Raw genomic sequence first — 13,780 nt, forward strand, 5'->3', positions numbered from 1 at the left:
CGGGCGGGACGCCCGCCGGGTCCGCGGAGGCAGGGGCGTCGGTGGAAGCAGCCATGGGAGGGGCTCCGTGCGGTTCTCAGGTGCGTCGTGCGTCATTGCAAGGCCCTGATCAGGACCGCGACGGACTCTACGCGCGTTGCAAGGTGCCCACTATCGTACATAGCCACATCATGCGGACAGCGTCTCGGGCACTTCCTCCAAGGTACGGGCCCGGCCCGCGCGGTGCCCGGCGGCGCCGTGTGACCTCGCCCTCAGACGAACGGGACCAGCGCCACCGGGCAGCGCGCGTGGTGCAGCACCGTGTTGACCACCGGACTGACCTGGAGGCTCAGCCGGCGCTGCGTGCGGCGGGTGCCGATCACCACCGTCCGGGCGCCGCGGCTCAGCTCGATCAGATGCTCGGCGGCCGGGCCGTGGTGCGCCTCGCTGAGCACCTGGACTCCGGAGGACTCCGCCGCGAACCGCTCGGCGACCCCGCGCACCATGTCCTCGGCGACTTCGGCCTCCCTCGCCTCCCTCGCCTCCCTCGCGGGTGTCCGCTGGGGCTTGGCCGGCGCCCTGAGCGGCAGGCCCGGCAGGGTCGGGTGCGTCCAGGCGTGCATGACGCGCAGCGGGGAGCCGTCGCGCTCGGCCTGCGCGAGGCCGAACTCCAGCGGCACCGTCACATCGCCGTACTTCAGGCCGACGACGGTCTCGCGCACCCCCGCTCCGGCATCCGCCGCCTCGTCTCCGCGCACCACCAGCAGCGGGCTCGCCGCGTGCGCGGCGAGGCGCAGCCCGACCGAGCCCAGCAGCAGTCCCCGGAAGCCGCCGCGGCCGCGCGAGCCGACCACGGTGAGCAGCGCGGTACGGCTCGCGCGCACCAGCGCGTCGGCGGCCAGCTCATACGACCCGGAAGGCACGACGGTCAGGCCGTGCACCCGCTCGCGGGCCCGCTGCGCGGCGGCCTCGGCGACCTGCAGGCCCGCGCTGCGGGCGTACTCCCGGTCGGTGTCGGTCTCGGGAACGGCGGTCCTGCGGGGCGTCGCGACCCCGCACAGCACCAGCAGGCCGACGCCGCGCCGCCCCGCCTCGTCGGCGGCCCGGTCCAGGGCGCGGATGGAGTGCTGGGACCCGTCGACGCCGACGACCACATGGTCGCGCGGGACTCCCGGGGTGCGGTCGGTGCCGTGGCGCGCGTTCGTCTCCGTCATATCCGTCCTCTCCTCGTGCCACCCCCCGGGTACCCCGTCAGTCTGGGGTACACAGGGCGCAACCCGGAGAAGGCATGACTCAAGGCCGCGGACGGCGCCGCCATCCGGCCGCCGCGGCGCGGCAGTTCAGGCCGCGACCTGTCCTGACTGCCCTGCCGCCCCCGCCTGGTCCGCGCCGGGACGCACCGAGACCGTCAGCGCGTCCTTGTCCACGTCCGCCACCAGGGTGTCCCCGGGCCCGGCCGCGTCGCTGAGCAGGAACGACGCCAGCCTGTTGTCCAGCTCCGCCTGGATGGTCCGGCGCAGCGGACGGGCGCCGAACTCGGGCTGGTAGCCGTGCGCGATCAGCAGCTTCCGCGCCGCGTCGGTGACCTCCAGCCCGATGTCCTGGGCCCGCAGCCGCCGTACGCTGCCCTCCAGCAGCAGGTCCACGATCCGCCCCAGATTCTCCTCGGTGAGCGCCTGGAAGACCACGGTCTCGTCGATGCGGTTGAGGAACTCCGGCAGGAAGGCGGCGTTCAGCTGCTCCTTGAGCTGCGGGCGGATCTCCTCGACGTCTCCGTGGTGCGCCAGGATGAGGTGCGAGCCGATGTTGCTGGTCATGATGGTGAGGGTGTGCCGGAAGTCGACGGTCCTGCCCTGGCTGTCCGTCAGCCGCCCGTCGTCCAGCACCTGGAGCAGGATGTTGAAGACGTCCGGGTGCGCTTTTTCCACCTCGTCGAAGAGCACGATGCTGTACGGCTGCCTGCGCACCTTCTCGGTGAGCTGCCCGGCCTCCTCGTGGCCGACGTAGCCGGGCGGGGCGCCGACGAGCCGGGAGACGGTGTGCTTCTCCTGGAACTCGCTCATGTCGAGGCGGATCAGCCGGTTCTCGTCGCCGAAGAGCAGCTCGGCGAGGGCCTTGGCGAGCTCCGTCTTGCCGACGCCGGTGGGGCCCAGGAAGAGGAAGGAGCCGGTGGGCCGGTCCGGGTCGCCCATGCCGGACCGGTTGCGGCGGACGGCCTGGGCGACGGCGGTGACGGCCTCGTCCTGGCTCACGACCCGGGAGTGCAGCGCGTCCTCCAGCTTGAGCAGCCGGTCCTTCTCGCTCTCGGTCAGCTGTGCGACGGGGATGCCGGTACGCCGGGACAGCACGTCGGCGATGTCGTCCACCCCGACCGCCATCACGCCCTCGCGGCGCTCCTCGACCCCCGCCAGCTCGGCCTCGACCTCCGCGACCTCGTCCTTGAGCTTGCCGGCCCGCTCGAAGTTCTCGGCGGCGACGGCCTCGTCCTTCTCGCGGTTCAGCTTGGCCAGCCGGTCCTCGCGGGAGACGACCTCGGAGGAGCGGCCCAGCGAGCGCAGCCGCACCCGGGCGCCGGCGGTGTCCACCAGGTCGATGGCCTTGTCGGGCAGGAAGCGGTCGGTGAGGTAGCGGTCCGCGAGGTCGGCGGCCGCCGCGAGCGCCTCGTCGGTGAAGCGGACCTGGTGGTGGGCCTCGTAGGAGTCGCGCAGGCCCTCCAGGATCTGCACGGTCTCCTCCACCGTGGGCTCCGCGACGAGCACCGGCTGGAACCGGCGTTCGAGCGCGGCGTCCTTCTCGACGTTCCTGCGGTACTCGTCCAGCGTGGTGGCCCCCACGACATGCAGCTCGCCCCGGGCCAGCGCGGGCTTGAGGATGTTGCCCGCGTCCATCGCGCCCTCGCCGCCCGACCCGGCGCCGACGACGGTGTGCAGCTCGTCGATGAACAGGATGACGGCGTCGGAGGCCGCCTTGACCTCGTCGATGACCTTCTTCAGCCGCTCCTCGAACTCCCCCCGGTACTTGGAGCCCGCGACCAGGCCCGGCAGATCCAGGCCGACGACCCGGACGTCGCGCAGGCTGGTGGGCACGTCGCCGGCCACGATGCGCTGCGCGATGCCCTCCACGATGGCGGTCTTGCCGACACCGGGCTCGCCGATCAGCACCGGGTTGTTCTTGGTGCGCCGGGAGAGCACCTCCAGCGTCTGCTCGACCTCCTCGGCCCGCCCCACGACCACGTCCAGCTTCCCGGCCCGCGCCTCCTCGGTGAGGTCGCGGCCGTACTCGTCCAGGGTCGGGGTGGCGCTCTCCCGGCCGTTCGCGCCCTGGGTGCCCTCGCGGCGGCCCGCGGCGGCGGCTTCCCCGGCCGCCCGGCCCAGCCGGCCCAGGTCGGCACCGGAGGACTCCAGCACCCTGCGGGCGCCGGAGCCCGGGTCGTCCAGCAGCGCGGCCAGGATGTGCTCGGGGCCGATGTAGGAGACGCCCGCGGCCTGCGAGTGGGCGTGGGCGCTGATCAGGACGCGCTTCGCGGCGGGCGTCAGACCGGGCTCGGCGGAGGGGGTGCCGCTCTCGCCGGGCAGCGCCTCGGCGAGGGCCTCGCCCAGCGCGTCCGGGTCGGCGCCCGCCTCGGCCAGCAGCGCGCGGGACGGGTCCACCCGGGTGCTCGCCCACAGCAAGTGCTCGGTGTCGAGGTCGTCGCTCCCGTCCTGCTGGGCGCGCTGGGAAGCGCGGGCGATCAGCTCGCGCGCGGAGTCGGTCAGCAGCCGTCCGATCGGCACCCGCTGCACGGCGGGCGGTGCCGAGCGGGGCGACATCCCGAAGAACCGGTTGAGCAGCTCGTTGAACGGGTCGGGGGAGCCGTAGGAGCCGTACGGGGGCAGCGTCATGGGTATCTCTCCGCACTCAGTGCTGGACGTCGGCCATGCGCTCCACTACACCAGCCCCGAAAAAGCGCCGCAAAAGGAACATTCAGTTATTTGATATCTCGTAAGAAATTTAACTGAGTCACATCCTTTGCTAGGCTCACCGGTATGAGTGAGAAGCCAGCCGCCGCCACCGGGCTGCGGGCGCGCAAGAAGCAGCGCACCTATCAGGCGATCTCCGACGCCGCGATCGCCCTCTTCCTCGAACGGGGCTTCGACGCGGTTCCGGTCGCGGATATCGCCGAGGCCGCCGAGGTCTCCAAACCGACCCTCTTCCGCTACTTCCCCGCCAAGGAGGACATGGCGCTCTACCGCCTCGCCGACCACGAGGACGAGGCCGCCCGCGTGGTCCGCGAACGGCGCCCCGGGCAGTCGCCGCTGGCGGCGCTGGAGGCGCGCTTCCTGGCCGGGCTGGAGGCACACGACCCGGTCACCGGGCTGAGCGACGCCCCGCAGGTGCTCGCCTTCCACCGGCTGCTGTACGGCACCCCGAGCCTGGTCGCCCGGATGCACGCGTACACGGCGCGCTCCGAGGACCACCTCGCCGCGGCGCTGGCCGGGCCGACGCCGCCCGACGCGCCGCACGCGGAGCTCACCGCGCGGCTCGCCGCCGGCCAGATCCTGGCGACCCAGCGGATCCTCGCGCTGGAGAACTGGCGGCGGATCAGCGCGGGCGGCACCGCCACGGCGGGGCTCGGCACGGCGCGCGACGAAGCGCGGCACGCCTTCGGGCTGCTGAGGGAGGGCCATGGATCCCGCTACTGAGCCGCAGCGGCCGGAGCCGGAGCAGCTGAAGCCGGAGCGCGACTATGTGCGGGCCTGCCGGGCCGCCCTCGACCGCCTGGTGCGGGCGGCGCAGGACCGGGTGCAGGAGGGCGCCGGGGTGCTCCGGGAGGAGGGGGTCTCCGGGGACGGCGCGAGCGCGGAGGCGCTGGGGCGGCATCTGCGCAGCCGGGCCAAGGAGCTGCGCGAAGAGCCGCCGGGGCCGCCGTTCTTCGGGCGGCTCGACTTCGGCAGCGGCCCGGACGCGGGCGACCACGCCGGCCAGCGCTACTACATCGGGCGGCGCCGGATCGCCGAGCACCCCGCGGCGCCGCCGCTGGTGCTGGACTGGCGGGCCCCCGTGTGCCGCGCCTTCTACCAGGCGACGCCCGCCGGGCCCCGGGGCGTCGCGGTACGCCGCAGGTTCGGCTGGGCACCCGGCGCGCGCGGCGGGCCGGAGGAGCTGACCGGGCTGGAGGACGAGCCGCTGGACACCGGCGGCGCCGCGCCGGACGGCCCGGACCCCGACGGCACCAGCGGCACCAGCGGCACCAGCGGCACCAGCGGCACCAGCGGCATCGTCGCCGCCGAGATCGAGCGGCCCCGGGTCGGCCCGATGCGCGACATCGTCGCCACCATCCAGCCCGAACAGGACGACCTGGTACGGGCCGGACTGGACCGCTCCGTGTGCGTGCAGGGCGCCCCGGGCACCGGCAAGACGGCGGTGGGCCTGCACCGCGCCGCGTATCTGCTCTACACCCACCCGCGCCGGATCCAGCACGGCGGGCTGCTGGTCGTCGGACCCAACCGGGCGTTCCTCGGCTATATCCGCGAGGTGCTCCCCTCGCTCGGCGAGACCGGCGTACGCCAGTGCACCGTGGCCGACCTGCTGACCGGCGGCGAGATACGGGCCACCGACGGCGAGCGCGCCGCCGAGGTCAAGCACAGCGCCCGGATGGCCGCCGTGCTGGAACGGGCGCTGTACGCGGGGGTGCGGGCGCCCGGCGAGCCACTGGCCGTGCCGGACGGCTCGTACCGCTGGCGGCTGGACGCGGACGAGCTGGCCGGGCTGGTGCGGGACACCCTGGCGCAGGCACCGCCGTACGAGACGGGCCGGGAGCGGGTGCGGGCCCGCACCGTCGCGCTGCTGCGCGACCTGGCCGAGCGCCGCGCCGGCCCGCCGGGCGCCGCGTGGCTGCGCCGCATGGGCCGGTCGAAGGCGGTACGGGACTTCGTGGACGCGGTCTGGCCCCGAGCGCGGCCCCGGGAGGTGCTGGCACGGCTGCTGGGCGACGGGGACGCACTGGCCGCCGCGGCCGACGGGCTGCTCGACGCGGAGGAGCAGCGGGTCCTGCTGTGGCACCGCCCGCCCCGCTCGGCCGCGAGCGCGCGGTGGTCGGCGGCCGATCTGGTGCTGCTCGACGAGCTGGCCGGGCTCATCGCGCACCCGGAGGAGAGCTACGGCCATGTGGTGGTGGACGAGGCGCAGGACCTCTCCCCCATGGAGTGCCGGGTTCTGGCGCGGCGCAGCCGGTTCGGCTCGCTGACCGTGCTGGGCGACCTCGCGCAGGGGACCACGCCGTGGGCGGCGTCCGGCTGGCCCGCACAGCTGGCGCACCTGGGCGCCCCGGACGCCGAGGTGGTGCCCCTGACCACCGGCTTCCGGGTGCCCGCCGCCGTCGTGGCGGCGGCGAACCGGCTGCTCGGCTCGCTGGAGGTGCGGGTGCCGCCCGCGCGCTCCCTGCGCCGCGACGGCGAGCTGCGGATCCGCGAGGTGGGCGGCGCGGAGCGCTCCCTGGCCGGGGCCGCGGCCGAGGCGGTGCGGGCCGCGCTGTCCCGGGAGGGGTCGGTGGGGGTGATCGCGGCCGGAGAGCGCACGCCCGGGGTGCGCTCGGCGCTGGCGGACGCCGGGATCGCCTCAGCGGAACCGGGGGATCCGGACGGGGCCGGCACCCGGGTGACGGTGGTGCCCGCGGCGCTGGCGAAGGGGCTGGAGTACGACCATGTGGTGCTGCTGGAGCCCGCGGAGATCGCGGAGGGCGAGCGGCGCGGGGCGCACCAGCTCTATGTGGCGCTCACCCGGGCGGTCTCCCGCCTGGACGTACTGCACTGCCGCCCCCTGCCACCGGCGCTGGCCTGAGACCTGAGGGGGGTTGCGCACGTCCGCGGGGCCCCGCTCAGCGGGATCAGCCGGACACGCCTTCCGGGGGCTGAAGATCCCGCATCCAGTCGGGCACGTCAGCGATCTCCAACAGCAGGAGCAGCCGGAACAGCGGGTGATCGCAGTCCATTTCGGCTTCGTCGTCCACCGGGCCCGCCGCCGCGGGAGGCTCTGCGCCTTGTGTGGTCACTGTGGCTCCAGTTGAGGACGGAATCTCGCGAACTCCACGACGCCGACGGCAAGGTGGCGGCGCCACCGCGAGGCAGGGGCCATTGTCCCCGGTCCGCACTTACTTCTGCAAGCACATCTGCAATTACAGATGCAAGTACGCGCGGCTGTGAGACGCTTCCAGCGTCGGAACCGGCAACACGGCCTCCAGCGGGCCGCGTTGAGCAAGGGAGAGGCGTATATGCAGATCGAGAACGGCATCGAAGCCACCCGGATCGAGGGCGCCGTCTGGCGCAAGAGCCGGCGGAGCAACCCCAACGGAAACTGCGTGGAGCTGGCAGGACTGCCGGGGCAGGGCGTCGCCGTACGCAACTCCCGCTTCCCCTCCGGCCCCGCGCTGATCTACACCCCCGCCGAGATCGCCGCGTTCGTCCAGGGCGCCAAGGACGGCGACTTCGACGACCTCCTCCCCGCGGAGGGCTGAGCCCGGCGCCCGCGCCGTGCGCTCCGCGCCCCCGTCGCTATGCCGGTGGCAAGTGGCGGGGGCACGGGCCGGCTGCATGTCTGTACGCCATGTGGGGGGAGTGAGACACTGAGCGCCTACGTCGTCACTCAGGGGAGCAAGGACAGGCGCCATGGCAGCTGAGCCGGTACGCGACACATCGGTCAGGCGCATACTCGACCACCCGCGCGGCGGGCCGACGATCCTCCGCATCGTTCTCGGCACCCAGCTGCGCCGGCTGCGCGAGGCGCACGGCATCTCCCGGGAGCGGGCGGGCGAGGCCATCCGGGGCTCCCACGCGAAGATCAGCCGCCTGGAGCTGGGCCGGGTCGGCTGCAAGGAGCGGGACGTCGCCGACCTTCTGACGCTCTACCAGGTGACGGATCCGGCGGAGCGCGAGGAGTATCTGGCGCTGGCCCGCCAGGCGGGCTCGCCGGGCTGGTGGCAGAAGTACAGCGATGTGATGTCGCCCTGGTTCGACCGGCTCATCGGCCTGGAGGAGGCCGCCGCCCTCATCCGGACGTACGAGGTGCAGTTCGTCCCCGGCCTGCTGCAGACCCGGGACTACGCCCGCGCGGTGATCCGGCTCGGCCATCCGCGGGCCGGCGAACAGGAGGTCGAGCGGCGGACGGGGCTGCGGATGCGCCGGCAGGACCTCCTCGACCGCCCGCAGGCGCCGCGGCTGTGGGCCGTCGTGGACGAGGCCGCGCTGCGCAGACCGCTGGGCAGCCGCGCTGTGATGCGTGAGCAGATCGAGCATCTGCTCAAGATCACCCAGCGGCCGCATGTCACGCTGCAGGTCGCGCCGTTCCGCATCGGCGGGCTCGCCGCGGCGGGCGGGCCCGTCACCATGCTGCGGTTCCTGGAGCCCGACCTGCCGGACGTGGTCTATCTGGAGCAGCTCACCTCCTCCCTCTACCTGGAGAAGCGGGAGGAGGTGGAGAGCTACATGGTGGTGATGGACCGGCTGTGCGCCACGGCCGAGCCGCCCGCCAGCACCACGGCCTTCCTGGAGGACCTGCTGGCGGAGTGCGGCTGAGCGTGCCGTCCGGCGCACATGCGGACAGGGGCTGCCCCTTACGGTGCACGTTGTGCAGCCCCGATGCCGGGTACGGGGAATCCGCCGGGCGCGATCACACGGCGAACCGCTACGGCTTGCGGGCCACGCCGCCGAACTCGTACCACTCGTCCGTCAGCTGGCGGGGCCCCACCTCGGAGTCGGGGCGCCAGTCGTTGATCTCCCCGAGGCCCGGCTCGATGACCTCCAGGCCGTCGAAGTAGCGCTCGACCTCGTGCGCCTCGCGCACCCGGCCCCAGTTTCCCTGGGTGCTGCGGTCCATGAAGTCGGTGACGAAGTCGCGGGTGGTCTTGTCCTCGCTCACCAGCTGGTTGATCACCAGATAGCTGCCGGAGGGCAGCCGGTCGGCGACCCGCCGCACCAGCGCGGCCGGGTCCGAGGAGTCGGGGATGCAGTGCAGCACCGAGACGAAGAGCGCGGCCACCGGCCGGTCCAGGTCGATCAGGCGCTGGACCTCGGGGTGCCCGAAGATCTCCTCGGTGTCCCGCATATCGGCCTGGATCACCGTGGTGGACTCGTTCTCCTGGAGCAGCGCACGGCCGTGGGCCAGCACGATCGGATCGTTGTCGACGTACACCGCGCGGGCCCGAGGGTCCACGCGCTGGGCCACCTGGTGGACGTTGTCCTGGGTGGGCAGCCCCGAGCCGTGGTCGAGGAACTGCCGGATGCCGAGGTCCTCGGCCAGGATGCGCACCACCCGGCGCAGGAACCGGCGGTTGTTCAGGGCGAGCGGTCTGGTGCTGGGGACCACCTTGTCCAGCTCGGCGACGGCCTCCCGGTCCACGGCGTAGTTGTCCTTGCCGCCGAGATAGTGGTCGTACATCCGGGCGACGCTCGGGATGGTGACATCCACGCCGAATACATCGAGCCCGGTCTCTTCTTCCCGCATGCGCCCCTCACCGTTGTCCCCGTGCGACCAGCGCCGCCGCGGTCGGCGCGCGCTGAAGGAAGTTTCGCACGCAGCGTATGCCCGGGGCTACGCCAAGTGCCCCGCGCTCAGCGGAAGTCGGGGAGATCCGCGGCGCGGTGGAGGTGGAGGCGGAGGCGGAGGGCCCGGCGCGGGCGGGTGGTCACTGCGGGCCCAGCTCGGCCCAGACCACGCGTCCACGCCGGGGATCCCTCGCGGAAACCCCCCAGCTTTCCGCGAGGGCGCTGACAAGCTGCAGTCCACGGCCGTTGACCTCGTCGTCCGAGGCGTCCCGGGGCTGAGGGGAGCAGCGCTCCGTGCCCTCGTCGGTCACCTCGATGCGCAGGCGCTGGCCGCTGAGCTGGAGGCTGCAACTTATCTGGCCACTGTCGGTGTGCAGCACGGCGTTGGTGAAGAACTCGGAGATCACCAGCTGTGCGGTGTGCCCCAGGTCCTCCGGGAACCCCCAGCGGCGCAGCCGGGCACCCACGCGGGCGCGGGCGCGGCCCACGGACGAGGCGTGTGCAGGAAGCTCGAAACCTGCCTCGCGCACGGCGGCGGTCACCGGGACCGGCTGCGGCCAGGAGAGCTGCACGTCGGGACGCGAGGGGGCCACGAGTGGTTGCCTTCCGTCTGCCTGTGGAGGGTGGCGCAGCCACATGAGCTGGGTCACGTTGTTCACTATGCTCCGCCCCCTTCACAGATGGCAAGAGGAGTTCTGCAATTCGCAGAATCGCATCGCCAGTATGGCTGCTGCACGTCGTGCCATGGCACACTGCTCGCACGTCAGGTCCACAGGGGAAGGCAGCCGGAGGAGGCATGAGTGGCTGAGTCACGGTCCGCACCGACTGTGGGACAGATCGTTCTCGGCCTGCGGCTGAGGGACCTGCGGGAGAGCGCCGGGTGCTCCTTCGGCGACGCCGCGTACGCGCTCAGCGTCAACGCGACCACCGTCCGCCGGATGGAAAAGGCCGAGGTCGGGCTGAAGCCGCCGTACGTCGAGAAGCTGCTGCGGGTCTACGGCCTCAGCGACGACGAGATCGCCTCCTTCCTCACCCTGGTGGACGAGGCGAACCAGCCCGGCTGGTGGCACGGCTTCCGCGATGTGCTGCCCGCCTGGTTCAGCCTCTACGTCAGCCTGGAGGGGGAAGCGAGCCTGATCCGGGCCTACGAGCCGCACTGCGTACCCGGTCTCCTGCAGACCGAGGACTACGCGCGAGCGCTGCTGCGCATCGGATTCCCGCAAGCATCCGAGGAGGAGCTGGACCGCCGTGTCGCGCTGCGCATGGGGCGGCAGCGGCTGCTCGACGAACCGGGGGCGCCCATTCTGTGGGCCGTGCTCGACGAGCAGGTGCTGCGCCGGCACGTCGGCTCGCCCCGGGTGATGCGGGAGCAGATCGACCGGCTGATCGAGTTCATCGCACGGCCGCAGGTCACCGTCCAGGTCATCCCGTTCACCGCCGGTCCGCATCCGGGGATGTTCGGGCCCTTCCAGCTCTTCCGCTTCGACATCCCGGAGCTCCCGGACATCGTCTACACGGAGGGGCTGACGGGGGCGCACTACCTGGACCAGCGCCCCGAGACTTCCGTCTATCTGGAGGTGCTGGACCGCATGGGCGCGCAGGCCGCGCCAGTACCACACACCGAGGCCGTCCTCGGTGAGATCCGCAAGGAGTTCTGATCACATGGGTCACACGGGCCACATCCACATATACAACGGCATGCCTGCCAAGGACCTGGGCAGCGAGGGCTGGCACAAGCCGTGGAGCGGCACCAACGGCGGAAGCTGTGTCGAAGCCATGAAGCTCGGCGACGGGCGCGTCGCGCTGCGCCAGTCGACCGATCCCGAGGGTCCGGCGCTGATCTACACCACACACGAGATCGAGAAGTTCATCCAGGGCGCCAAGCAGGGCGAGGCGGACTTCCTCCTGGCCTGAACCGGCGCCCGCGGCGCCCGCCGCCGCGCCCCCGCAGCCACGTACGCACCGGCGCACCCCCGGAACGGAGACTCGGATGGCCGGATACGGCAACGCACCGCAGATCGACACCACCCGGCCGCACTCGGCCCGGATGTACGACTACTACCTCGGCGGCAAAACCCACTACACGGCCGATGTGCAGGCCGCCGAGGCCGTCGTCGCCACCGTTCCGTTCGCCGGGGCCATGGCCCGCGCCAACCGGGACTTCATGATCCGCTCCACCCGCTGGCTGGCCGCCGAGCGCGGCGTGCGGCAGTTCCTGGACATCGGCAGCGGCATCCCCACCGAGCCCAACCTGCACCAGATCGCGCAGGGCGTCGCCCCCGAGTGCCGGGTCGTCTACACCGACAACGACCCGATCGTGCTGCAGTACGCGCACGCCCTGCTGCACAGCACGCCGGAGGGCCGCACCGCCTATCTGCAGGCCGATGTGACGGACCCGGAGAGCATCGTCGACTCCGACGAGCTGTATGCCACGGTCGATCTGAGCCGTCCGGTGGCCCTCTCGGTGAACGCCCTGTTCCACTTCGTCACCGACGAGCAGCGCCCGTACGACATCCTGGACGGCCTGGTCAGCCAGCTGGCCCCGGGCAGCTTCGTGTGCCTCACCCATGCCGCTTCCGAGGTCGGGAACCCGGAGCTGGAGGCGCTCGGCAAGCAGGTCGAGGAGATCTACGCCCGCAGCGGCACCCCGCTGCGGCCCCGCAACAACGCCGAGGTGGCCCGCTTCTTCCAGGGTCTGGAACTCATCGAGCCGGGCATCACCATGGCCCACCACTGGCGCCCCGACCCGACCATGCCCGGCGAGCTGAGGGAGGGCGAGCCGAGCATGCTCGCCGGGGTCGCGCGCAAGCCCTGATGACGGGGCCGACACGGGGCGGCTCCGTCATCATGGACAGGCCAGGTCCTTCGCGGTGACCGGGGCGCCCTCGACGCTGCTGCGGTCGTGGACGATCCGGGCCAGGCGCACCCGGCCCGCGCCGGGCCGCACCGTCAGGGTGCGGGAGTGGCCCACCACCGGACGGGTCCGCGCCTGAGGCAGCGCGGCGGCGAGCACCCGCGCGTAGCCGTCGTAGCCGGGGGCGTAGCTGATGACCGTACGCCCTTCCGCGCGCCGGCCGCCGCCGCGCCCCGCGACGGAGAACCCGTTGCGGCGCAGCGCGCGCTCGACGCGCGCGCTCTCCCGCCCCTCTCCCACGACCCGCACCGGGACCAGCCCGGGGTCCACGGCCACCGGCCGGACGCCGGGCGGCGGTGCCAGGGCGCGGTCCCGGGTGAGCGGCCGGTCCTCGGCCAGGGCCCGGAAGAGGGCGCGGGCGCGGCGGTCGTCCCAGGCGAGGGTGGAGCCCCAGGAGGCCACCCGGTGGTCGAAGTCCGCGATCGGCACGGTGGCGAACTCCATCCGGCGGGCGCTCAGCCCCCGCAGCCGCCCGCCGAGCCGGAGCAGCTGCTGCCGGGTCAGCCCCTCGTCGGTGCGCACGGTCCGGCGCAGGGTGCGCGCCGCGCGCAGCAGCGCGGACGGGTCGTCCGCCCGCTCGCCTGCGAGCCGCAGCAGCACCCCGGCGACGAGCTGCTGCTGACGGCGCACCCGGCCGAGGTCCCCGGGCGGCGGCACATGCCGGGCGCGGACGAAGCGCAGCGCGTCGCCGCCGCTGAGGGCGTGCTCGCCGGCGGCCAGGTCGAGGCCCGCGTTCTCGTCCCACATCGGCTTCCGGGTGCACACCTCGGCGCCGCCGAGCCCGTCCACGGCGGCGACGAAGCCCGCGAAGTCGGCCTCGGCGTAGTGGTGCACCCGCAGCCCGGTGGCCTGTTCCACGGTGCGGACCGCGAGCGCGGGGCCGCCGTGCCGGTGCGCCGCGTTGATCTTGCCCCAGTGCGCGGTGGGGGCCTCGCCCTTCTTGTCCCGGTGCGGCGCGAAGCGGACGTAGGAGTCGCGCGGGATGCTCACGGCGCTGATCCGCCGCCGGTCGCCGGAGAAGTGCAGCAGCATCATCACGTCGGTGCAGTCGCAGGCCCTGCCGTTCACATGCAGCCGGTCGCGCTCGGCACCGCTGAGGCCCGCGCGGCTGTCCATACCCGTCAGCAGGATGTTCACGGGGCGGGAGCGCCCCGCGCCGGACTCCGCGCCGGACGCGGACCCGGAGGGGTCCGCCCCCTGGGCCGTGACGCTGCAGGACGCCAGGAGGCAGGCGGTCACGGCCAGCGCGGGGCCGGGCCGGGCCCTGCGCCCCCTGCGGGGCACGGCGTGCGCCGCGCCGGGAAGGCGCGGGATCCGCCGGAGGCGGCCCCGGGCCCGGAAGAGTGCACGCATGGGAGGGAACACCTCC

At 73.3% G+C, this 13,780-nt stretch carries 13 protein-coding genes; 7 read left to right on the forward strand and 6 right to left on the reverse strand.

All coding sequences use genetic code 11. From position 1 onward, the window contains the following. Positions 1 to 251: 251 nt before the first annotated feature. On the reverse strand, positions 252 to 1,193 hold the full coding sequence (locus G5C65_RS05060; protein WP_165297391.1) for a universal stress protein: 942 nt from the start codon (positions 1,191 to 1,193) through the stop codon (positions 252 to 254). Between the two features lie 126 nt (positions 1,194 to 1,319). After that, positions 1,320 to 3,860, reverse strand: coding sequence for an ATP-dependent Clp protease ATP-binding subunit (locus G5C65_RS05065; protein ID WP_165297392.1), 2,541 nt, complete (start codon positions 3,858 to 3,860; stop codon positions 1,320 to 1,322). Between the two features lie 144 nt (positions 3,861 to 4,004). On the opposite strand from G5C65_RS05065, the gene G5C65_RS05070 reads away from it, so the two are divergent. Beyond that, the gene (locus G5C65_RS05070) at positions 4,005 to 4,661 is read left to right on the forward strand and encodes a TetR/AcrR family transcriptional regulator (RefSeq protein WP_165297393.1); all 657 of its coding nucleotides are present in this window, start codon (positions 4,005 to 4,007) and stop codon (positions 4,659 to 4,661) included. After that, complete coding sequence (locus tag G5C65_RS05075) at positions 4,645 to 6,798, forward strand: HelD family protein (RefSeq protein ID WP_165297394.1); 2,154 nt, start codon at positions 4,645 to 4,647, stop codon at positions 6,796 to 6,798. Before G5C65_RS05070 ends, G5C65_RS05075 begins: the two co-directional genes overlap by 17 nt. A 46-nt stretch (positions 6,799 to 6,844) precedes the next feature. Here G5C65_RS05075 and G5C65_RS40065 read toward each other — a convergent pair whose 3' ends face one another. Beyond that, positions 6,845 to 6,967 (reverse strand): hypothetical protein, encoded by a 123-nt coding sequence (locus tag G5C65_RS40065; RefSeq protein WP_277607973.1) that lies wholly within the window; start codon positions 6,965 to 6,967, stop codon positions 6,845 to 6,847. A gap of 261 nt (positions 6,968 to 7,228) precedes the next feature. Here G5C65_RS40065 and G5C65_RS05080 point away from each other — a divergent pair, with 261 nt between their 5' ends. Then, the gene (locus tag G5C65_RS05080) at positions 7,229 to 7,471 is read left to right on the forward strand and encodes a DUF397 domain-containing protein (RefSeq protein WP_165297395.1); all 243 of its coding nucleotides are present in this window, start codon (positions 7,229 to 7,231) and stop codon (positions 7,469 to 7,471) included. 151 nt (positions 7,472 to 7,622) lie between these two features. Then, a complete protein-coding gene (locus tag G5C65_RS05085; protein WP_165297396.1) occupies positions 7,623 to 8,528 on the forward strand; it encodes a helix-turn-helix domain-containing protein in 906 nt (301 codons plus the stop codon). Between the two features lie 109 nt (positions 8,529 to 8,637). Here the strand turns inward: G5C65_RS05085 and G5C65_RS05090 are convergent, their stop codons facing one another. Together G5C65_RS05090 and G5C65_RS05095 are read right to left on the reverse strand one after the other, a co-directional pair. Continuing rightward, complete coding sequence (locus tag G5C65_RS05090; RefSeq protein WP_165297397.1) at positions 8,638 to 9,456, reverse strand: SAM-dependent methyltransferase; 819 nt, start codon at positions 9,454 to 9,456, stop codon at positions 8,638 to 8,640. A 181-nt stretch (positions 9,457 to 9,637) separates the two neighbouring features. Next, a complete protein-coding gene (locus tag G5C65_RS05095; RefSeq protein WP_338146237.1) occupies positions 9,638 to 10,147 on the reverse strand; it encodes an ATP-binding protein in 510 nt (169 codons plus the stop codon). A 150-nt stretch (positions 10,148 to 10,297) separates the two neighbouring features. Between G5C65_RS05095 and G5C65_RS05100 the strand changes: the two genes are divergently transcribed. From G5C65_RS05100 to G5C65_RS05110, 3 genes are all read left to right on the forward strand, one after another. Beyond that, on the forward strand, positions 10,298 to 11,155 hold the full coding sequence (locus G5C65_RS05100; protein WP_165297398.1) for a Scr1 family TA system antitoxin-like transcriptional regulator: 858 nt from the start codon (positions 10,298 to 10,300) through the stop codon (positions 11,153 to 11,155). A 4-nt stretch (positions 11,156 to 11,159) separates the two neighbouring features. Continuing rightward, positions 11,160 to 11,411, forward strand: a complete 252-nt coding sequence (locus G5C65_RS05105; RefSeq protein WP_165297399.1) for a DUF397 domain-containing protein — start codon at positions 11,160 to 11,162, stop codon at positions 11,409 to 11,411. 76 nt (positions 11,412 to 11,487) lie between these two features. Further along, entirely contained in the window at positions 11,488 to 12,312 is an 825-nt protein-coding gene (locus G5C65_RS05110; RefSeq protein WP_165297400.1) for an SAM-dependent methyltransferase, read from the forward strand. Between the two features lie 30 nt (positions 12,313 to 12,342). Here the strand turns inward: G5C65_RS05110 and G5C65_RS05115 are convergent, their stop codons facing one another. Beyond that, positions 12,343 to 13,764, reverse strand: a complete 1,422-nt coding sequence (locus G5C65_RS05115; RefSeq protein WP_241265560.1) for an LCP family protein — start codon at positions 13,762 to 13,764, stop codon at positions 12,343 to 12,345. Between the last annotated feature and the right edge of the window lie 16 nt (positions 13,765 to 13,780).

It is taken from the genome of Streptomyces boncukensis (assembly GCF_011045075.1).
Lineage (GTDB): Bacteria > Actinomycetota > Actinomycetes > Streptomycetales > Streptomycetaceae > Streptomyces > Streptomyces boncukensis.

What these genes read in the sequence shown, in the direction of transcription:
- G5C65_RS05080 (WP_165297395.1), top strand. Translation starts at nt 7,229, where the DNA reads ATGCAGATCGAGAACGGCATCGAAGCCACCCGGATCGAGGGCGCCGTC.
- G5C65_RS05090 (WP_165297397.1), bottom strand. Translation starts at nt 9,456, where the DNA reads ATGCGGGAAGAAGAGACCGGGCTCGATGTATTCGGCGTGGATGTCACC.
- G5C65_RS05105 (WP_165297399.1), top strand. Translation starts at nt 11,160, where the DNA reads ATGGGTCACACGGGCCACATCCACATATACAACGGCATGCCTGCCAAG.
- G5C65_RS05070 (WP_165297393.1), top strand. Translation starts at nt 4,005, where the DNA reads ATGAGTGAGAAGCCAGCCGCCGCCACCGGGCTGCGGGCGCGCAAGAAG.
- G5C65_RS05060 (WP_165297391.1), bottom strand. Translation starts at nt 1,193, where the DNA reads ATGACGGAGACGAACGCGCGCCACGGCACCGACCGCACCCCGGGAGTC.
- G5C65_RS05110 (WP_165297400.1), top strand. Translation starts at nt 11,488, where the DNA reads ATGGCCGGATACGGCAACGCACCGCAGATCGACACCACCCGGCCGCAC.
- G5C65_RS05065 (WP_165297392.1), bottom strand. Translation starts at nt 3,860, where the DNA reads ATGACGCTGCCCCCGTACGGCTCCTACGGCTCCCCCGACCCGTTCAAC.
- G5C65_RS05115 (WP_241265560.1), bottom strand. Translation starts at nt 13,764, where the DNA reads ATGCGTGCACTCTTCCGGGCCCGGGGCCGCCTCCGGCGGATCCCGCGC.
- G5C65_RS05085 (WP_165297396.1), top strand. Translation starts at nt 7,623, where the DNA reads ATGGCAGCTGAGCCGGTACGCGACACATCGGTCAGGCGCATACTCGAC.
- G5C65_RS05075 (WP_165297394.1), top strand. Translation starts at nt 4,645, where the DNA reads ATGGATCCCGCTACTGAGCCGCAGCGGCCGGAGCCGGAGCAGCTGAAG.